This window comes from Burkholderia sp. Ac-20392 (assembly GCF_017104585.1).
GTDB lineage: Bacteria > Pseudomonadota > Gammaproteobacteria > Burkholderiales > Burkholderiaceae > Burkholderia > Burkholderia lata.
The window spans coordinates 1-20,273 of sequence record NZ_JAAGPB010000012.1 but is presented as its reverse complement, the minus strand read 5'-3'; the positions used below and the strand labels follow the sequence as shown (position 1 = coordinate 20,273).

The window sequence follows — 20,273 nt, the reverse complement described above, 5'->3', positions numbered from 1 at the left end:
CAAATCCTACGTCCGCGGACGCACACGAAGCGCAGTTCGGATGTCATTCAGCACGGTCGCTGAATTCACAACCAACTCCTGCTTAAGATCCTCGTAGACATTAGCTTTGCCGTCAGGATCAGTGATCGTCAGTACTGCCGCGAACGGAACACCGTCTTTGGGAAACTCGACTTGATTCCGAGCGACATAATTGACTGTCATGCGCCATTCGGCAGACCGCCCAATACCACGGAAACTTCCCTCCAACACCTTGACCGGACTCCATTTGAGTCCATCCAACAGCAGGGCAGATTCACGAGAAGTTCGTTTCAATCCACGCGAATGAACCGGCTTGATTCGCCCGATCCAGCCCACCTTGGTCGCATCTTCAGACTCTTCATCTTCCTCCTCGTCGTCCTCGCTGAAGTCACGAGGTTGCGTTTCGTCTTCTCGTTGACGCAGCGAGGGTTCAAGACTGATACGTGCCGCCTCAGCACCATAATCAAAGTCGAGTGGCGGCGAGTAGACCAACGTGAGGCGCGCAATCCCTCTGCAGCGCCCTTCGGCATCGACGAGTTCGCGCGGCCATCTGAAATCGATAACGCAGTTATCGTCCTTCTTTAGACTGTCACATACAACGACACCGAATGTGTGTCGATTCAATATCAGCGTCTCAGAAGTCGGACGCGGATAGCCAAAGCCAACCAGCCCTCGCCCCACACGTCGAGCCTTCAAATTACGTAGCGGCGCTGGAAAATATGTATTGTGAAGAAAAAGTGCTTGCACGATCTCGCGGCGAGCCTCCAGCCCCAACTCCAAATCAAGCTGTGCCAACGTTTTTGCCGCCAGAGGAACTGCCATGCTGGTGCCCTTCACTGCGGCCACCATTCCATCCTCAGTTACGCTCGCCAGCCCCGTCAGGTCACGCCCATCCGCTCCTCCGATGTGGCAGATATCGGGCTTCACTGATCCCCGCACTCCTGGACCACGCCGACTATATCGAGCGGGAGCATCAGGAATGCAGTTGGGCACGCCATGCCCGTTAGTGGCCCCAACAGACACGTTAATCAGAGAATCTGCAGGCCCCAAAAGCGTATCAGACCTACTTTCAATAAGTTGAATCGCCGCCTCCATCGTATTTTTGTGCCACTCTGGGCGTGCGTCGTTGCCTACCGCATTGCCTGCAGAAATAACAAAGAATACGTCATGCCGGCGGGCAATCTCATCCAGCTTGATTGCCTCTTCACTAAAATCACTTTTCGAAACCTCAGTATTGTTATTCAAGCTGAAGTTAAAGACACGCACAGAGTGATTCCGCCGACACTCGCCAATGAGTTGATCGAGAGCGTCCATGAATTTTGCGGAGCCATTCTCGTAATATTCCCCTGCGAATGCATCTTTCGTCTGCAACGCAATATCAATCAACCAACAACCGTCATCCTCAAGGCGCGCACTATACTCCGGATTAAATGTCTGAGCTCCAACCAGCAATCCGGCGATATACGTTCCGTGCTCGAGATCGCGATGATTTTCCGGAATACCGCCATAAATACCCTTAACCCAACTACTCAACGTATCCGCGATACCTCCGTCGACAACAGCCACCGTTGGATAAGCAACATTCTCCTTTGGCTCGGGAATGTCTGCGGGTAGTAAAGAGACGACAGTTGAGGTGCGCTGGATTCTCTGCGGTGCCGCGGCCTCGATAAGGGTGGAATTCTGATCCGTGGCCAACAGATTGGGAATCGCAACGGTCCGGATGTCGGGGTGGTCACCAAGCAGCGCCAACAACGTCCGATGTGCGTCAAACGAATAATCTCCATCGACCCTGAGTTGCTCTCCCACTTTTGACAGAGAGGAAATGCCATCGAGCACGGCAAAACCTGGAGAGTCCGTCAGACCAATGTATGCCGACGAAACTGATTCGAGCCCGCTCTGAAGTACAACATAGATCCCCAAGGAACGACTGAGTTCGACCAGAGATCGGACAAACGTGTCAGCTGGTAGATCTGCAGACCGTAGCGTGTCGGAAGCCGAACGAAGCTTCGCCAACGCACTGGAAATCGGTTCGAAGAAGCGAACCGAATACATCGGAGCCAATTTCTGCTCATTAAGCAGACGAATGGCGCTCTCCGTATCCGGGATGCGTCGGTCCGCGACCGACCACAAGTGGAGATTTTCCAGCGCCCCCAGTTCCGACCGCTCCCGATTCGGATCTAAAACTAGGTCGCCGTGTTTGTCGAGCCTGCGCTTCGTCTTCGCATCGGCCGCCTCAATCCTCTCGAGAACACGACTCAACCCAACATCATCGGCACGAACAATAAGTTCCCCGATGTCGGCCCCACCAACAACCGGAGCGGTATCTTGGGTGAACAGCCTTCGGACGGGACGATGAGACTTCGCCCAGGCCTTCTCCTGAAGGCTAACTTTGACAAATCCGGTCGGACCAAAGCGTACGCTACTCTCACCAAGCTGCGCCTGGATCGTTCGAATGCTGTTTGTAACATACGTACGATGAGCCGCGAATGCGTCATCACGGTCGGCATAGAAATCGGTCTTTTTCCCGCCCGGAACCGTTTTGCGATCCCGCTGCAAGGCAGACGGGTTCGACACATACAACAGCGGATAGTCCGCGGCCATTATTTTCCCCGTTGCCGGGTCAAGTCACCCAGCGACTTATCGTTGTTCTGTTGACACCAAATATTTCACCAAGCTCTACAGTGGTGAATGAATATCGTTCAAGTACCGCTCGAGCGAATTCCTTCAGCGGATTGTTAACGATTTCAATCGCTTGCTTGGGCACTCTCGCCGCATGTGTACAAATCACCGTCTGCAGACGCTCTGCGAAGGATACATTCGGCCCATCTAGAATCCAACTCTTTTTTATTGACTTAACAACGTCTTGAATCTCAGCGCCGGACGCCCCGTCCAATATACACGCGAGCAACTTTGACTGAGCACGTCCGAAGTCGATAGGCTTCGCGTACCGCTCGATTATTTGCGTTCGCCCGAGTTGATCCGGTTTGGGCATCTCAATCTGAAGCTCGAACCGGCGCCAGATAGCGGGATCGAGCAATTGAGGATGATTGGTGATGCCGATAGTGAGCCCGTGATGTGCTCGCTCATCCAGATTTTGAAGCAAAGTGTTAACAACGCGCTTTATTTCACCGACTTCATTAGGGTCATCCCGTAGCTTCGCGATTGCATCAAATTCATCCAAAACCAACAAGGCACGATGACGGTTCGCAAATGCGAACAAGTTACCAATGTTGCGTGAGGTCGTACCAAGAAACGACGACATCAAGCCGTCCAATCGCGCAAGGATTACAGGAAGCTTCATTTGACGGGCGAGCCAGAGCGCCAGTTCGGTCTTTCCTGTTCCAGGATCACCGAACAACACGCAACTCCGCGCCGGTTCAATGCCGACCGCCTTAAGTTCGGTTGCGCGACTCCACTCCGTGACCCAAGTATTCACTGCCGTCGACAATGCGTCCGGCAAGATAGGACCGACTTCTGGCATTGACTTGGCCACAAGAACCGTGGCTACTGGCGCAGCCGTTTCTCGATCGACTGGAACTCGCGAGCTCCGCGTCAGCGGCTCGCCAGTGAGAAGCGACGACGCTCCGCTTTGCATCGGTGCGACTGGCTCCCCATTTTCGGGAGACGAGACAAGCTTGCGGATTGTCTCTGCGTCTTTCACTTCTCCCGCCTTCAAGAGTTCGTCCGCAAGGCGCCGCACGAGCTCGGGCCCGCCCGGCGCGCTCATCGCAGCGCCACATAGCTCTTGAACCACGCCTGAGATGTGCGATTTTGATGACTTCACGTGCATGAAACCGACCAAAATGTGCAGATGAGACTACATGACGCTCATTTCGTCAAGCAGCCTCATCATGGTCAGCCTGTTACCCCTACGAAAACGGTGTCGACGCACTCTCAAGTCAGCGCTGCACGAATGGCCTCCTGAAGCCAGACGAAGAGCTCGTATGCGCGTCCAGTCGTTAGAAGGAGGGCACCACCCAGCAACATAAGCTGACTCCAGATATGACGCACGGGAGAGTAGCGCCACGTCAACGCCCACAACCATCCGCACCAGGTGCTATTGGTAGCGGCGAACGCGCGAAGCCCTGCAAGCCCGTTGATGGCAATCGCCGATACGCACAACGCAATCGCACCACCGTTCTGCAATGTGACTTGGAGATCCTCACGGATCAAGGTTCCCCAGAACTTTCCAGCCGTTGCCGTCGCAGCGAACGCGAGAATCTGTGGTGGTACGTTGTCTCGAATGATCCCGAGCAGCAAGTACGCTGTTAGTGCAGCAGCAGTGGCTGGAAGGAGAGCCAAGGTGGTGGGGCCAATGTCACGATCCCGCCCAAATGCGACGAGAGACGCCAATGCGCTCGGGATTATCACTACAACAATCGCATTCTTGAGGAGCGATTCAATTTGCTCGAAGTGGCGAAAGAAAAACCATACGACCAATAGCGCAAGAAACATGATGGGTAGCAACCAATTCTGCGTGCCCCCACCATTATTTGGCGGATCGCGATACATGTTGTTGGTCACGTTGTTGTTCGTAACCTTGACCGTGTCTCCCACGTGGTTGCCAACGCCTTTGACCTTGACCGAAGTGTTCTCGTAGTGGCTCATTGATACGTTTCCTTCTTCATAGTTTATTTGCAGGCGTCCCGCCTGACCGAACTACTCGACTGCAACGAAACCAGGATTGATGGAACTGAAATCCCGGCGATTTTGGACTACGTTGCGGCAACCAAGCGCGAACATATCGATGTCTGCCACTTCGCTCGGTGATTGACCATGTAACACACGCAGAGCCTCCGAAACCGCGAGCGCTGCCGTAAAAGCGCCGACAAAAGCTGCTCCAACCGCTTTCTCCGCCAATTGAACAATGCCGCATTGGCTAACCTGCCCTTGCTTCACCAAATGGACGTAGGCTTCGCTAAGGACCGGCTCTGAAATCGGGTGCGGCACCCACGTCTCCGGTGTAGTGCGAGATGCAGGGAACGTGTGCACACGGAGGCATTGGAAATCGTCGTATCGACCTCCCAGTCCGGCCTCGACAATGAAGCTAAAGCCTGCGGCATCGAGCGCGCGTCGGGCCTCCGGATTGTCGACGCCGCAGAATACAAGCGAAGGCTCCCCAAGACCACGCCGCGTATCAGAATCGAAGCCGCGCTCAACAATATTCGTTGAGAAACCCTTACGCTCCATCCACGCAGCCACGACCCGCGTCTTCTTGCTGTTCTTGTCACGGGCATTTGTGAGCACCGAGGTACTTTCCGTCGAAGCACCGACGACATCCGTATCCTGCAGAATCAGATGCGGCCGCATATCCTGCTCGCGCGGGTAAGGCAGTAGACTCAAGCACCATGCAAATGCTTGGCCAAGGTGCCCCAATCCGAGCAACCACGCTGACGATGGAAGCACTTGCAGCCTAGGACCGTCGGCGTGTGCTACCACCCACTTCAATTCTCCTGGCGCCCACAGTGACAAACCGGTGGTCTCCAATCCAGTGCCACTTCCGTCGCTGACATAGCGAAACGCTTCGCTCACCGCAAGTGCTGCAGCCGCGACTGCAGCGAGTGGCATGACGTATCCATCGGTCGCCGTGACCATCTCGAGCCGCTCATCCACCGGGGTCACGCCTGCGCGCCAGCCCGCCATGAGAAGGCGAATGTGAAACGGCGAACGTGGATCACCGGCGGCTCCAACCTTGATGATCGGAACACCCTCTGCCGGTTCCACCTCACGCGCACCTGCACGCTTTAGCGCGTCGCGCAGCAATTTCTCGTCGCCAAGCGTGTGGTGAAGCGCCACATCAAGGACTCCCGATACGGATACGCCACCGAGGAACGCACGTCGGCCCAACTCCACAAGTGCAATCGCTGCGATTTGCTCGTGCAGGCAGAATGACGCTGATAGGTCAAGGTGGAGGCGAAATCCGTCGGCGATGGCCTGCGCTTCGTCGAAAGACTTCGCTCGCCCGCTATCAACCAGTCGCTTGACCGTACGGTGTAACGACTCTGCATGGAATTGGCTGGTCACGATTTCCCTCATAAGCCGATGTACATGAATTTCCGATTTCGGCGCTCGCCGACCTCATCCCATTTGTGCGCACCTTGGTACACATAGATACCCAGGTTCTGTCTGGACACGGTTCGCACCGCAAACTCCGGCACGATGATTCCGATATGCCCCCTTACCGCGACCATCGGGTTCTGCCGGTCCGTCTCGCTCTGACCGTATCCACCTGGATGCGTATGGATATCTGCAACCACTGACACACCTTGCTCACGACAGAGCGCCCAGAGACGTCCCATATGGCAACCATCGATATGGACGTACCCACTATCGAGTGCATGCGGATCGATATCGTCATACATCACGAAGCTCGTTATCGTGCGCACCTCGCCGTCGATATCGCCAAGCAGGAACGCGCCACTCTCCCTTCGTCCATCGCTGCGTTGCCTAAGTGCACGCACCAATCGATGCCACAGCCGAACGTCGCATACCAACCTATGCTGCGGCGACCAAAGGCGGCGAATAATCTTCCGAATTGAGAAGGACATAGACTTCCTCGAGATACTGAACGATGGATCCGTTGGTCCGCCAAAGCCTGGCTGGCATTTGGGAAACCCAGTTGGGATGCGTCATGATCGTCACCCGATCGCAGGCGAGATAAAGCGCCGTGCCTTGCTGCCAGTCAGGTCGGAATACGTCGCTGACTCGCCCGCCCTTACCACGCGGCCATCGGTGAAACGGTAGCGGGCAGTTGGCCTCCGGGTCCCAGAGTTGAGCGGTCGGCGGCTGTGCCGGAAAGCCACTGAGGTCAAAGCGCAAGCAGAAGGTACCGACGGACGCCTTTACGTCGATTAATGCTTTCGGCCATACGATTTCTCGCAAATGCCACTTCCCGTCCACCTCACCGAGACAGAACGGTACGGCCGCGACATCCGCACCAAAGGCGCGAGCATCGGGTGTCAAACTCGGTCGAGCGGCGTTCATGTCTTACCCCTGGAAACGCTCGTTCGGCACGAGGTCGAACGAAACACAGTGGCCACCGTGCTGCGTGAGCGCACCCAAGTGGGTCGAACCAATCGGACGCTCGGTCGTCCCGCTCAATTGCAGTACGTGCTCCGCGGCGTGCACGGGATCGACGCCGAACTCGCTGTCAGCCCATTTCTTCAGGCGGCTGACGGTCATCGCGGGCGACGCCAGGCGCTCGATCACCCGGCCATTGAAATGCACCACCACCTTGACTTCACAGTGTGGATGGAAGTGCAGCTTCGGATGACGCTTCTCGCGCAGAATCACGATCAGTCGCTCCTCCGTCAATATGAGGTCTCCGTCTTCTTCGAATGCCTTCAGTTGCTCAACCATGCTCCCTGACACAGTGCTGACCAGTTCAGCCAGCGTGATGCCCTCGATCACATCCAGACTCCGAACTTCGCGACAGCTTTGCATTTGGTAGAAAATAGTCATGATTCGCAATCCTCATCGTTTACCTTACCAGCCGAACACTGGTGATGGCTTTCACAAAGGAAATCGCATCGAGCCACAAAAACCGGAAAGTCTCGAGCGGCTTTCTTTGCGAGTGTCACTCGCGAAACCGGCAATCCGCACCCATTTCCCGACAGCTGGCCAACAGCGCCACCCAGGCCATACCGAACGGCAGCAGATCAGGTCAGGCGGGCACGGCGACTCGGCGCACAGCGGGCACGTAGAACTCTCTACGGTGGCGTCAGAGGGAAGTGAGAGCGAGAATCGGAGTAAGTCTTGCGTGACGGCATCTGGTCGGCCATGAATCGCGCGGAACTGTACGTTTCATGGCCGACTGAGGTCCAACAGAAGGTACGATGCCTCGTTGCTAGGCTGACGGGGCGATCGGTTAGAACAGGAATACTCTCAAAAGAGATAGATAATCGACGATCACTGCTCGCGAGCGAAGCGCTTCATGAGCACCAAAATATCAGCCGAAGACAGTCCAGCATGCCGCAAAGCCTCATCGAACGACTCCTGCTTGTTAGACGTCGCCCCGCTGGATGTGCACGAAGAAGTGGCCAGTCTTGCCACCTCTGGTCTCGCCATCAGATGAGAAACGGTGACCTCCCGCGCAACTTGAAGGTTGCGGGTTAGCGCATCGATAAGGCCATTCGGAATCGTCGGGAAACTGATCTTTCTGTCTCGAAGCTTGGTCACCACCTGCTTTGGCAAACCCAACGCTTCAACCAAACGGCCGAAATCCGTGCGCGACAAGGGCGCGATGGGGTTTTCCACTTTTTTCGGCGCCCGCCCGACCTGCGCTCTTTCTTGCTCGAAGCGAAGGTTGTGGAAGCGGCTAACGGCACGGCTAGCGACCGCCCTGGTGGCATCTGATTCGGCGGGTTCCTCAGAAAACGTGTCATTGACCAACGACGCTGCGAAATCGATGAGATCGTCCTTGTACTGAGGGAACGCTTGGATATAGTGGCTCAGTTGATCAGCGGTCGGCAGTTCCCGCTCCGCTGCAAATTGCAACAGCACCTCCTCAATTTGCAGCTCGGCTTGAGGATTGTTGATGGTCATCATTCACTCCTTAAAGTTGACGAGCTTCTCTGCGACTCGTTTCTGACGGTTCCTCACCGTCTTGGGTTGGACGTCAAGCGTAGCGGAAATGGTCAGCTCCCTCGGGTCGTTCGATTCACTCTGAACCCCAAGAACCGTCATGATGGCCAGCGTTCGTTGCGCCTCAGGAAGATTCGCAATTTCAGCAAGCACCTGAGCGGTGAACACGCCCCGCTCTGGCTCGGTCAACCCCAGTGGCAAAGACAAGTCAGCTCTGACTCGCTCCGCCAGATCCCGATTTGGTGCGTCATCATCGTCCGTGTCCCCCGAAATCGGCACGGACCGTGAATACCTGACATGAGCGCGGCGCGCCTCGCTCGCGGCGAGCGAGGTTACCGCGTTGTCGAATAGCACCTCAAAGAAGTCAAGCTGCTCGCAAAGTCCATCCCCTGCCGCGGCGACCAACAAGTCAACGAATCTGTCCACGACGTTCTGGGTCGCCTCGTCCGAATCGATACCGCGTACGAAGAGCTTGTGCTTGGCAAGCTTGCTGCAGTGACTCGTGAGCCGGGGGATCAATCCGTTCACCACCTTCGCATTGCCTGTTCGACACGCCTCGCGATACAGCGCGACCAGAGCCTCTGAACTACAGTAACCTTTTGCTCCTTTCGTAGCGATTGCAGCTCGCTCAAGCAACATCTCATCCGTTAGCCGGAGGAGTTCCTCAACCTCGACCTGAACCTGTGGCAAACGGGTCATCGTCACGCCGGCAAGCGTCCTTTTCGTCAACTGTCGGGCCATAGGGCCTCCCTTTCAGCGCTTCATATCCTCAAATAGCAACGACTTCGAAAAACCGGAAAGGCAAAGCGAAAAAATTTTCAATTATGCATTTTTATATATGTTTCGACCCTATTAAATACTCCATTGAACTCAACTGAGGCTAGCCGGGGGACCAGCCTATTGCTTAGATCGATGCACTCGACCAACTGAAATCGTGATCGCCACAGCTACGTACATGCACGCGAGGCATCTCGCCTAACTGACATCGAATTCGCGTCCGGACTTCCCCCCTTCTCCCCGCATCGCCTCCAGCGCGCCCCTTCATTCAAGCTCCTTTCTGAACTCGGCAATCCATTCACTCACCATGACTGAATATGGTGCTGAATCATGTGCCATTTCCTTGATTTCCCCGAGAATGCGGTCACTCAAATCGCACAACCGCCGCGAGATTGTCCGCCGTTTCATCAAAGGTATTTCATCGTCCCCGTCAACCGCATCCGCTACGGTCAACAGTTCAAGGACGACACCTCGGAGAAAATTGAGGTGCCGCAGGATTCGGGTGCGCTCATGGACCAGTCCTAGCCGGTTCAAGCCGTACACATGAATCGATATCGCACCGCGCTCACTCAGACTAAGTGCGTCCGCGTCGCTCCCGTGTTCGTTGATATCTTTAGCCTCATCAGTTTTCGCGAGATGGAATCGGGTTCGCGCGACATTGCCGTCACCTTTCGGGTAGACCAGTGCGATAGATGTCACTCCATTCACATTGAAGGCAATGTGATCAGAGGGATTATCTCTACATGGATCCAGCAGCAAAGCGCTTTCCTTATCGAACTTCGTTTGTTCGGCCTGCGCGCGGGTTCCCGATATCGGAAAGCTGTCAGCCTTCCCCGTTTTCAGTATTTTAGACTTATTGAATTCACGCGATTTTTCGTCATATTTCAGCAGTTTGCTGAAGCCGGAAGGGGTACGTTGTCCTCTTCGTCTATTGCAGTCGATGCATGAAGGCAGCAAATTCTCCCAGTCGCTGGCAAGCCACCAGTACCCCGGATGTTTCTCGTCTTCTGCGACTGCGCCCTTCGGTCGAAAATGCTCGACGTCCACGGGTGCGGTCGAGGCATAGGCACTCTCACAGTAGGCGCATTTCCCGTGAAACAGCTTTTCTAGGGCCAGCTTCACGTCGGGCAACTTGTACACCGAGAACACGAAGGTCCCTTTTTTGGGATCAGTACTCTTCACATGATCACGCGCGCGATCCAGCTCTGTCTTTCGGTTCCGGTCCTTTCTCTTCAGCCCCGCGGGAGCCGCTACCGCACTTCGATCAACTTTCCTCACGTTAGACTCCCCGCAGGATGTCGAGGATCCGGTCCTTGGCCGCCTTTCGGAGATTTGCTGCTTGCTCAGCCGATTTATTGCGCCGCTCTTTCAGAAACTCTGCAACTGCTTCTTGAACGAGACGTTGAGCCTCCGACGATCCCACGGGCAGGGACTCTGCGATCTCGCCCTCAAAGTTCTTCACAACTTCGGCCTCTTGTTCGCTCAGCTCCCCATTTCGCCTTTTTGCTAACAGATCAGCAACGCGGGCCATCTGCTGCTCGACCTCGGGTCGGTCGGTGCTCAAAAGTCCGAAGAAATCAGCCGTCAACAGCTGCTCAACTGTCAGTTGACTGACTTTCGGGAGATCATCATTAAGCTCAACTTTGACCATGATGCCGGGGTTCAGACGGTCTTGAACAGCACGCCGCATGACGACCACCTCATCGTCTTCCATCCCTCTCAGGCAAAGTGGATCGTGGCTTGTGACGATGAAAGTCATCCGAGGTAGCGCACTCCGAAGTCCCCTCATGATCTGCATTTTCCATCGCGGGTGAAGATGCGCCTCCACCTCATCGATCAGTACAATCCCTGTTGCGACATCCAGACCCCTGGATTTTTTTTGGGGCATTCGGTCCATGAGCCCGCGAAAAATGTCACATGTCATCGCAAGCACCGACCTGAACCCCGATGACACGGTACCCAGAGGCGTACGAAGTCTTTTGGATCCGCCTCCGGTTTCGATACGTGATACCACGTAACATCGTCTTGCCGAATGATCCCGCTCGACAATCTCAAAATTCCCTTCGACGCTGATGATCTCGCGCAGTGCACGTATGACCATATCGAAATCATCCGAATCCAGCCCCAGTAGCCACTCCTCAGGATTTGGAAGAATGGCTTCCTGATTAAACAAAGTAGCGACCGGAGACAGCGCAGTGTTGCTTTGGCGATTCTCAACAAATTGCCGGAACGCTCCATAGGCAAAGATCAGAGGAACGGGCGATTGCGCTGAGGCCGCGAACGATTCACCAATGGCGACGGTTCGCTTCCCGTTCTCAAATTCGAAGTGCAGTCGTGCAGTACGATGCCGCGACGATCGCTTACCACCGAGATAGGCTGGATTGAGCCTGAACCGGTCCAGATCGCCATCCATGCCTTTGCCCAGTGCTTCGGGGCTTAGTCCCAGAGCAATTGCTTCCAGGACCGTACTCTTCCCCACTGCGTTCTCACCCAGAATCAGTAAGGCGGGGGTAAGCTCACGATCACGCCTCTGATCGGTCGGCAGTCTGACCTCCAGTGCCTCGACGGACTTGAAATTTTTCAGCTTAATCGAAATAAGTCTGCCCGGATCACGAATATCTTTCGTGCCGGCGGACTGAGGGTGAGGTTCGCTGGTGTGATGCCACTCAATCAGTTTTCGGAGAACTTGTTTGCGAAACGACGCCCCCCGTGGGTGATCCCTATAGAACTCCCAGAAATTGCGATCCAGCGCCCTCTCATTTTGCAATGTACGACCAACAATTGCTTCGACAGCGTCGCAAAGCAGCCCGTGCCACAGACCACCAAACTCAAGGTCCTGAAACGCGAATACGTAAGGCATTCTGGAAATACTTTCCACTTGAGGACCCAACTTCAATAGGCGAGACACGTATCCGTAAATGATTCGGCGTCGACGCCTAACGAGGTTGCTTCGATTCAGATCGAATTTCTCAATCGTGTTGCCAGCGGCTAAGCTCTTTTTCGAGAACAGCTCTCCGTTCTCATGGAGTCCGATTGCGAGTCGGGGCCTTCGTTTTCCACACGGATCCAGCAGTGCAGGCCGCTCTTTAATTGGATATTCTGGCCAAAGTCCCGTATCCTCCTTAACATAGCGACGAAGGGTCATCAAGGACGGCAATTCCACCCGTTTTCCGTAGACCGGAAAGAAGTCATGCCGATCACTTTTATTGCATCCGCTGCAGATTGGATAGAGATTTTGCCAGGCTAGTGCCAACCAGCCATAGTAAAGATGCTGGATGCTAGCGTCGCCCATTGGTGACACGTCCGAAGACGGGCGAAACGGGACAACTTGCGGAGCACCTGAAAGTTTTGATTCACAGAAAGCACATTTTCCATGAAAAAGGTCAAATAGCGCTGCTTGCAACGACGTGTCATCGAGAAAATTCGCAAAACGCGGCGTCCGCGTTTGTGCTCGTACTTTCTCGTCCATTTCGAACAGATAAAGAAGTTCTTCTCTAGCTTTCCTCGCATAAGAACTCTGCAAGACAGCAGGAACTTCGACTGTGGATCTATCAAATAATTGCATTATTCGGTTTGTTGTAAGCTTAAATCACTAAGTACACGGCTTGCCAGCCCAGCTGCGAGATCAGCTCATTACGGTCGAAACCTGAAAGATCAGGTACGTAATCGCTCAGGAAAATTCCCAATTTGGCGACGTCCGCCCCCTCAATAAAAATTGGGGGACTTTCCACGAAATTGCAGAATGTTCGAAACATGGATGAAAATTTACGCCCCCTCTCCCCAGGTTATTAAATCCTGCGCCTCACCGAAAGTATAACGACGGATCTATGTCATTTCTACCGATCGCGGAACAAAAATCGAACAGTTACCGGATGAGGTGTTCACGGACAGAGAAACCCTCGCTACACAAGCCCTCCAGGTTGGTCAGCATCGACCTCGCGTACGAGCAAAAAGGAGGTCACGAAACGTGTTGGGTATATTGTGACTGGGAAACCAGGAGCACCCTGGGCAGCCAATCCAATATCAACTTACTTGAAAAATGAACACGGCCAAACGCAAGAACAAAGCATCCTGGATCTGGGGTGCCTTCGTGAGTATCGCAGTAGCCGCCGGGGCGGCTATCTCTCACTCAAAAGACGCGCTCGAGGCATGGGACAGCCTTGTCTATCATCGAGCGCACGTCATGGCCAGCATCATCAAAATCGACATGCAGGATCGAAGATTTGACGAAATCGTTGTACGCATCAGCAACCCGACCAATCACGCGGAGAGTCTGACCGAACCAAGTGTTGCATGCGTCAGCGATCGCGCGCCCAACGTGATGATCTCTGCATGGCAGTCGTCAGATATGCCACAGCCCATGCCAACCTTTCCCGCGCCCAAGGTATTTCCGGTCAATCTATCCGCCGGCGACACGGTCGAAACCACCGTGTTTTTCTTGAAAAGCCCCGCTGTCGAGGGGATACGGGGTTGTCGAGCGTTGAGATTTGCATGGATCAACGCGGCTCAAGCCCGAGTTCTGGGGCCCACGATCAAGTTGCCTCCCGGGACGGCTTCTCTCTCGGTTTATGGACCAAGCAACGCCTCCTCGATGTAGTGGATCCATGCCCGAATCATGATCGCCGTCATGTCCGGTCATCCATTAAAGACAGGCACGGCACATGCCGCGGCACATCGCCTGCTTTTGTCTGCAGTTCAAGCGAGATAGGACCGATCATTTTCGACGCTCGATGACCTATCCAGGCGTCTGGCAGGTAACAGTCAATCCGACATGCAACCGCTTGCCAACACCGGGCGCCCGCCAGGTATCACCTAGCCCACTCTCCAGGGGAATTGAGCTAAATATCACCCGTTTACGCAAACATGTCCGGCCGCGGCAGTGTTCGACTTGCCATCCACACCCGACGTGAAACGTCACCTCACGACCAGATGTGCAAATAGGAAACTTGCGATAAATAGTCTTATCGCCAGTGCCTTGCGCGCGACCTAAACTGGTTGCATGAGAACTGCGTCGACCTCCTCCGCAGGGCCAGCCAGCGGAAATCTCACTGCGCCCGCCCTGCCCGATCTCGCTTCGCTGGCCGCCCTGCGTGCCTGGCACGCCGGGCTCACGGCCCGCGCGGCAGTTGAGCGCTACCTGCCGCACCGCAAGGCCGATGGCCAGTCATCGCGTGGCCTCCTGAGCCGCATCCGTCGCCAGCTCGTCGCGTGCGCAGCCGCCCGTCGGCGCGATGATCTGATCCCGCTATTCACGCATCCGGCCGCGGATCGTACCCGCCACGCGGCACGGGTCGTTACCGCGCTCGACGTCCTGCGGACGACCCCCATCCCGGCGCCACAGCCGACCGACCCGGTGACCCACTGGCTGCCGCCGCGCATCGTGCGTGCACTGGCGGCCGCTGGCGTCGACTCGTTCGCCGACCTGCTGGTCCGGATGGCCCATCGCCAAGGCTGGTGGCTAGCGATGCCTGGGCTGGGGCGCCAGGGTGCGCACCGCGTCGCAACCTTTGTCGCGGCGCACTCGAACCTGGCCCAGCGTGCCGCCGCGCTCGTTCCGTACGAGACCGCGACCGTTCAGTTGATCCCGCGATGGTCCCTGGATGCACTGCCCGCTGACCTGGATGGTTCGCGGGGCCGCTTCCGGGCCCCGCCCGACACCTGCGGCCTCGCCGCCGCCAACGACCACCAGGCAATCGAGGCATGGCTGGTACTCCACGAGGGCACCCATACGGTGCGTGCCTACCGGCGCGAGGCCGAACGGCTGTTGCTGTGGGCCATTGTCGAGCGCCGCCAGCCCCTCTCGTCGCTCACCACCGACGACGCGATCGCCTATCGGGCCTTCCTGCGCCATCCGACGCCCGCCGCCCGCTGGATCGGTCCACCGCGCCCGCGCACGACGCCCGCGTGGCGTCCGTTCACGGGACACCTGACAGCGCGGTCGGCGGCCCATGCGCTGGCCATCCTGCGCGCGCTCTTCGGATGGCTCGTTGACCAGCACTACGTCGTGCTCAATCCGTTTGCAGGCGTGACAGTGCGCGGCGGCGCAGCCCGTGCACCGTTCGATACCGGGCGGGCGTTGACTGGCCGGGAATGGAAGATCGTACGGGCTGCGGCCGACCAGGTCGAGCGGACTGGCTGGACCGCACCGGCTGCAGAGCGACTGCGTTTTGTGCTGGATTTCGGCTACGCGACGGGCCTGCGGGCACAGGAACTGGTGGCGGCGACACTGGGCGGCATCACGGCTGACGCCCGCGGCGCCTTATGGCTGCAGGTAACAGGAAAAGGGGCGAAATCGGGGCGCGTTGCCCTGCCGCCCCTCGCGCGAGACGCGCTGCGGCGCGCACTGAAGGCGCGGGGTCTGCCGGTCATGCGCACTCGTTGGCATCCGGCGACACCGTTGGTCGCCGCGCTCAATGCAGAGCGTCGCGGGGAACGCCACGCCGGCATCAGTGCGACGCGGTTGCGGCAGGTGTTAGGTGAGTTTTTTCGGGAGACGGCCGAGCGCGCAAACGCCCGTCATCCGGCGCTTGCCGAGAAGCTACGGCACGCCAGCCCCCATTGGCTGCGACATACGCACGCCACGCATGCGCTGGACGCCGGGGTGGAATTGGTCGTCGTGCGTGACAATCTGCGCCACGCGTCGGTGGCCACCACCTCGACCTATCTCCATGGAGAAGAGGCAAAGCGTGCGCGCCAGGTCAGCGCGGCCTTCCAGCGCCAGCCCCGTCGATCACATCGTCGAGGCACGTCCCGCGCAGTCCAATAGTCGCGTCAAACACACGAGGCTAGGTGCGGCATAGGGGAAAAAATTGCTGCCGGCCACGCAGCGGCCTCGACTGGATCACGGTCAACCGATGTAAGCATACGCGTTCGCTCGAGCGTCGTGCAGTGCGTGGTGCTCGCCGCCATGCCGTGCGAAGTATTCGGCTTGCCGCCGAGGGTCGATCTGGCCACGGATATCCTCGAGCATCCAACCCTCAGGCAACTGGCCATCGAATAGAAATTGCACCAGGTTCAAGTCTGTCACCAAGTCATAGCAGAGCACCGGCTTAGAGCCAGTCGGGATACCTCCGATCCAAGCCCGTAGCGCCTGACGCAGTTGATTAAACGGCATCGCGCGCTCCCTGAATCGCCCCAGTTGCGGCAGCACCGCGGCCCGAACGAAGTCACTACAGCGCGCAGTATCGTAGTCCGTGCATTCGCCGTAGAACTCTGATCCGTTTTCCCCGACGATGGCGAGACTAATGAGTTGAGGTGCCTCGAAATCCGTGAACTCGGTATCGACGAAGAAACGATTTCCCCAACTGCCACGACCGTTGGATGGTACCGACCAAGTCGGCCCGTTGTGGAAGCGGGTATACGTCATAGTCGTTCACCTTGGGCACATTCAGCACATAACACCCGGACTTCCTCCCCATCCCACTACGACAGGCAAATCCGCGCACACGGCCTGTCCATCGGAACACGCGCCCTTCTCGATCATTTCGGCGCCGAGCCCGGACGCGATCGCCTTGCTTGCCAGACTCTTTTGCCTCGGGCGTAGCGCGTCGCGAAACCGCTCGGCACGGAAAACTTTCGCCCCGTCACCGTCGTGAACTGCGTCACCGTCAGCAATGTGCGGTCGTCCGCGCTTAATTCGGTCGCCCCAACCCGGATTTCGCTCAGTGGATCCAGATACCAGTCATCTACCTGACGCGCACGGCGCGTGCTGACCACCGCCGCCCCTCGCAGCACGTTACTGCCGTCGAGAAACTGCTTCAGCGATGCTGCTCCCGATGTGAGATCCGTCCAGATCACGCAGGGAATCCCGCGTGCTCGCTTTTCAGACACCCGTAGTACCAGTAAGTCGCCAGGCGTCCACTGTTCCATCACCGCCCATACAGCCGCACCGGCCATCGCCGACTGAAACGGTAGACGGTTCCCATCCTGAATCAAAAACATATGCCTTGCAGCTAGAGAAACTGGCCGTACCCGAGAAAATGGGTCGTAAATGCCGTGGCCAAACGAGCATCATACCGCGACCATCATTGGATGCAAAGGGTATCTGGCAAACGGGACGATGCAGGACATCTGGCCGCGATTGGCGCGACGGTCCGTGCTCGCCGGCTGGAGTTTGGCGTCTCGCAGGAAGCGCTTGCCCTTCTCACGGGAATCGATCGAAGTCACATGGGCCGTATCGAAAGAGGCCAGCGCAATTTGACCATCCTCAACCTCATCCGAATCGCTGACGCTCTGAATATTTCACCATCAAAGCTTCTGAAAAGCTCTGGTCTCTAAAGCAGTAGTGTTTTGCGTGCAAGGCCAATCTTTGTCACGCCAGCGTTCATAGTGATTGCGGACTTGTGACTCACCAACTCACCGACGAGGAAGGCCGCGATAAGCAATCCCATCACCATTGGCGCGACATCACCGACTCTCATCGAATATTGAGCTTGCTTACATCAAAGAGACGCGCATCCACTCGAATCACACTCTTAGATAGTCGCGCCCCGATGTCCAGGAAGTGTCCTATTGCAAACTGCTCGCCGACAATCTGAATTACAGCGCGTTGTTGCGAAGGTCGTGTCCACCACGGCCTGGATTACCTTGAGTCGATCAAGCTCTCGCATCGTCAGTGTCACCAATCCGGCTGGTTGCATGGTCGGCTCCGCGCCAGCTCAACGAGCCGTCCAGCATGCCAGCAGTCAAAAACACGACAATAGGATATGGCTGCTACAGTACGGCCGGATGGCAATTTAGCTTATGTCAAATTGGTTGTGCGCACAACAAAATGACGCTTCTCACGGGCTTTTTCGTGAGTGACCGCCTGTCGCCGGCGCCAGGACTCCCTTGCCGCGCAGCGCCGCTCAAACGGGATGCCGATCAGATCGACGTCGCCCGATCACGACGCGCCCGTGGCCGCAGCGGCCCCGACGGCAACTCAAGTGCCCTTCCTGATCGCCCGCCAGCGCGCGGTGCTTTCCTCCTTGAGTTCGATGCGCGCCTGCAGCGTCGGAAAGTAGACGTTCTCGACCTTTTGCGCCAGTCTAGGTAACGCTGGGCAGAACACCGGAACTGTCGGGCCTGCCCCGTACAGCAACGCCATGTCCGCGACCCTGGATCGAATGCCACCAGGTGCGGATGGCGCACCTGCTGCCACATCGAAGTGGCGCCTGCATAGCAGAGGTCGGTTGCCGACTTCACGAAGAAAACCACTGGTTGCTTCGAAGCGAACGCATAATGCGTTGACTGATGTGTGTGATTCACAGACTCCACGCATGCCCGCATCTCGGATCCCTCGGACGGGAAGTCACGCCTTGCGGCCACGGCGCTCCAGTTTCCAGTTAGATTCTGGTACGCTCCAATTCTCGCGCGAAAGTGGCCTCATCCGGGAGGACCGTCTGATACTCCGCTGCGAGTATCTTGTTCGGTAGGTTGCCGAATGCATAATGCGCCTCGGCCTCACCTTTTTCAGCACATAGAATCAAACCGACCGGTGGTTCTCGCCCTGCTTCATCCAATGTTCATGCGCGTAGTTGCGGTAGAGATACATCTGCCCCGCGTCCGCATCGCTGAAGCGGCCAACCTTCAGATCGATAATGAGCAGGCGTCGCAAGCGCCGGTGAAAAAACACAAGGTCGACTCGAAATCAAGTGTCATCGATCCGTAGACGCCGCTGGCGACCTATGAACGCAAAGTCATCACCGAGCTCGAGTAGGAAGTCAGCCAAATGCTGAATCAAGGCTGCTTCGAGATCCGACTCCGAATATTCGTCCTTCATGTCATGAAATTCGAGGACAAACGGATCGCAGATCGCCTCCTCAGGCGATAGAAGATCGCCGGGTTGCGCTTCAGCCGCCTTTCCGAGCAAGGACGCCTTGTTGCGTGACAGCGCCAGCCGCTCATAGAGCTGACTGCTGATCTGACGGTCAAGCTGTCGCACAGGCCGGCCCTCACGCAGCGCTTCGGTTTCCTAAAAGTTGCGAGCAGCTTTCGCTTTCACCGCGAGGAGGCGAACGTAGGCGGACCAGGGCAACGGAAAAGCCTGAGCGATTGAACTTAGCTCAAACGCCACGCCAGTCGGCACCTTCGCCGCTGCCTTGGTTGATTTTGTAGACGCTGTCGGGACGTTCCGGGCGGGCGTGGATTGTGCAGACACTGTCTGCACAATCCGGTCCGCAAGCCACGTCAGATAAAAGACGCGCATCTGTGCGAGATTGCGCCGTCCAAAGCCGCGACCAAATCGCTCTGACAGATCGGTTCCCAAACGGCGGATCACCGTCTCGCCATAAGCGGCACGCCCCTCCCCGCCCTGCTCGAACTCAACGATTCGTCGCCCGATCTCCCAATATGTCGCCGTCATCAGGGCGTTGACCGTGCGAGCTGTCGCTTCGCGCGCCGACGCGACTACATCAGCAATTTCACGGTGCAGGCCGGCATAAGCGGCCTGCCCGACATCGCACTGTGTCACAGCGCGTTCACCGCGTCCTTGAACGCCTTGCCGGCAGTGAACTTCACGGTTTTCGCGGCCGGGATGGCAATCTCCGCGCCCGTCGTCGGATTACGTCCCGCACGAGCAGCTCACTGCACCTGCGAAAACACGCCGAAACCAATGAGCTGTACCGATTCGCCGCGACTCACTGCGTCCGTGATCGCGCCCAAGACTGCCTGGACGGTTTTGCTTTCGTCGGTTTTGCTTGCGTCGGTTTTGCTGACACCCGTGTCCGCTGCGATCGCATCGATGAGTTCCTGCTTGGTCAAGTAACCCTCGGTTCCGTCATGCGACCGTCTTCAGGCAATCCTCCGCGCGCCAGCCGTGCAGCCAGTCGAGCGCGTCGTAGAACTGCGCCTGCGTGCGGCCGACCCAGAGCCCGTTGCGCACCTGCCGCTCGACGCCCTTCGCGTGATAGATCCGC

The 20,273-nt window shown here is 56.9% G+C and carries 17 protein-coding genes and 3 pseudogenes; 3 read left to right on the top strand and 17 right to left on the bottom strand.

What is annotated here, in order from left to right; all coding sequences use genetic code 11:
• Positions 1-6: 6 nt before the first annotated feature.
• The 11 genes from G3N99_RS03110 to G3N99_RS03060 form a co-directional block, all read right to left on the bottom strand.
• The gene (locus G3N99_RS03110) at positions 7-2,619 is read right to left on the bottom strand and encodes a S8 family peptidase (RefSeq protein ID WP_206121621.1); all 2,613 of its coding nucleotides are present in this window, start codon (positions 2,617-2,619) and stop codon (positions 7-9) included.
• 19 nt (positions 2,620-2,638) lie between these two features.
• A complete protein-coding gene (locus tag G3N99_RS41725; protein ID WP_206121620.1) occupies positions 2,639-3,802 on the bottom strand; it encodes an ATP-binding protein in 1,164 nt (387 codons plus the stop codon).
• A gap of 110 nt (positions 3,803-3,912) precedes the next feature.
• Positions 3,913-4,626, bottom strand: coding sequence for a hypothetical protein (locus G3N99_RS03100; RefSeq protein WP_206121619.1), 714 nt, complete (start codon positions 4,624-4,626; stop codon positions 3,913-3,915).
• Positions 4,627-4,677: 51 nt separating this feature from the next.
• A complete protein-coding gene (locus G3N99_RS03095; RefSeq protein WP_206121618.1) occupies positions 4,678-6,042 on the bottom strand; it encodes a hypothetical protein in 1,365 nt (454 codons plus the stop codon).
• Positions 6,043-6,050: 8 nt separating this feature from the next.
• Positions 6,051-6,566 (bottom strand): Mov34/MPN/PAD-1 family protein, encoded by a 516-nt coding sequence (locus G3N99_RS03090; RefSeq protein ID WP_206121617.1) that lies wholly within the window; start codon positions 6,564-6,566, stop codon positions 6,051-6,053.
• Positions 6,514-7,002 (bottom strand): hypothetical protein, encoded by a 489-nt coding sequence (locus G3N99_RS03085; RefSeq protein ID WP_206121616.1) that lies wholly within the window; start codon positions 7,000-7,002, stop codon positions 6,514-6,516. Before G3N99_RS03085 ends, G3N99_RS03090 begins: the two co-directional genes overlap by 53 nt.
• A gap of 3 nt (positions 7,003-7,005) precedes the next feature.
• On the bottom strand, positions 7,006-7,479 hold the full coding sequence (locus G3N99_RS03080) for a hypothetical protein (RefSeq protein WP_206121615.1): 474 nt from the start codon (positions 7,477-7,479) through the stop codon (positions 7,006-7,008).
• 447 nt (positions 7,480-7,926) lie between these two features.
• Complete coding sequence (locus tag G3N99_RS03075; protein WP_206121614.1) at positions 7,927-8,562, bottom strand: hypothetical protein; 636 nt, start codon at positions 8,560-8,562, stop codon at positions 7,927-7,929.
• 3 nt (positions 8,563-8,565) lie between these two features.
• The gene (locus G3N99_RS03070) at positions 8,566-9,342 is read right to left on the bottom strand and encodes a hypothetical protein (protein ID WP_206121613.1); all 777 of its coding nucleotides are present in this window, start codon (positions 9,340-9,342) and stop codon (positions 8,566-8,568) included.
• A gap of 300 nt (positions 9,343-9,642) precedes the next feature.
• The gene (locus tag G3N99_RS03065; protein ID WP_206121612.1) at positions 9,643-10,656 is read right to left on the bottom strand and encodes a hypothetical protein; all 1,014 of its coding nucleotides are present in this window, start codon (positions 10,654-10,656) and stop codon (positions 9,643-9,645) included.
• Position 10,657: 1 nt separating this feature from the next.
• A complete protein-coding gene (locus G3N99_RS03060; protein WP_206121611.1) occupies positions 10,658-12,943 on the bottom strand; it encodes an AAA family ATPase in 2,286 nt (761 codons plus the stop codon).
• 474 nt (positions 12,944-13,417) lie between these two features.
• Here G3N99_RS03060 and G3N99_RS03055 point away from each other — a divergent pair, with 474 nt between their 5' ends.
• Together G3N99_RS03055 and G3N99_RS03050 are read left to right on the top strand one after the other, a co-directional pair.
• The gene (locus tag G3N99_RS03055) at positions 13,418-13,975 is read left to right on the top strand and encodes a hypothetical protein (protein WP_206121610.1); all 558 of its coding nucleotides are present in this window, start codon (positions 13,418-13,420) and stop codon (positions 13,973-13,975) included.
• A gap of 402 nt (positions 13,976-14,377) precedes the next feature.
• On the top strand, positions 14,378-16,144 hold the full coding sequence (locus tag G3N99_RS03050; protein ID WP_174984769.1) for a phage integrase family protein: 1,767 nt from the start codon (positions 14,378-14,380) through the stop codon (positions 16,142-16,144).
• A gap of 81 nt (positions 16,145-16,225) precedes the next feature.
• Here G3N99_RS03050 and G3N99_RS03045 read toward each other — a convergent pair whose 3' ends face one another.
• Positions 16,226-16,744 (bottom strand): 3'-5' exoribonuclease, encoded by a 519-nt coding sequence (locus G3N99_RS03045; RefSeq protein WP_174984772.1) that lies wholly within the window; start codon positions 16,742-16,744, stop codon positions 16,226-16,228.
• A 113-nt stretch (positions 16,745-16,857) separates the two neighbouring features.
• On the bottom strand, positions 16,858-17,319 hold the full coding sequence (locus tag G3N99_RS03040) for a hypothetical protein (protein ID WP_174984775.1): 462 nt from the start codon (positions 17,317-17,319) through the stop codon (positions 16,858-16,860).
• Positions 17,320-17,409: 90 nt separating this feature from the next.
• Here G3N99_RS03040 and G3N99_RS03035 point away from each other — a divergent pair, with 90 nt between their 5' ends.
• Positions 17,410-17,655, top strand: a complete 246-nt coding sequence (locus G3N99_RS03035; RefSeq protein ID WP_041492845.1) for a helix-turn-helix transcriptional regulator — start codon at positions 17,410-17,412, stop codon at positions 17,653-17,655.
• 643 nt (positions 17,656-18,298) lie between these two features.
• On the opposite strand, the gene G3N99_RS03030 is transcribed toward G3N99_RS03035, so the two are convergent.
• The 4 genes and pseudogenes from G3N99_RS03030 to G3N99_RS03010 form a co-directional block, all read right to left on the bottom strand.
• On the bottom strand, positions 18,299-18,463 hold the full coding sequence (locus tag G3N99_RS03030; RefSeq protein ID WP_174984778.1) for a hypothetical protein: 165 nt from the start codon (positions 18,461-18,463) through the stop codon (positions 18,299-18,301).
• 238 nt (positions 18,464-18,701) lie between these two features.
• Positions 18,702-19,828: pseudogene (locus tag G3N99_RS03020) on the bottom strand (PDDEXK nuclease domain-containing protein).
• A pseudogene (locus G3N99_RS03015) lies at positions 19,825-20,118 on the bottom strand (HU family DNA-binding protein). Before G3N99_RS03015 ends, G3N99_RS03020 begins: the two co-directional pseudogenes overlap by 4 nt.
• Before the next feature lie 16 nt (positions 20,119-20,134).
• Positions 20,135-20,273: pseudogene (locus G3N99_RS03010) on the bottom strand (3-hydroxybenzoate 6-monooxygenase); the annotation flags it as partial.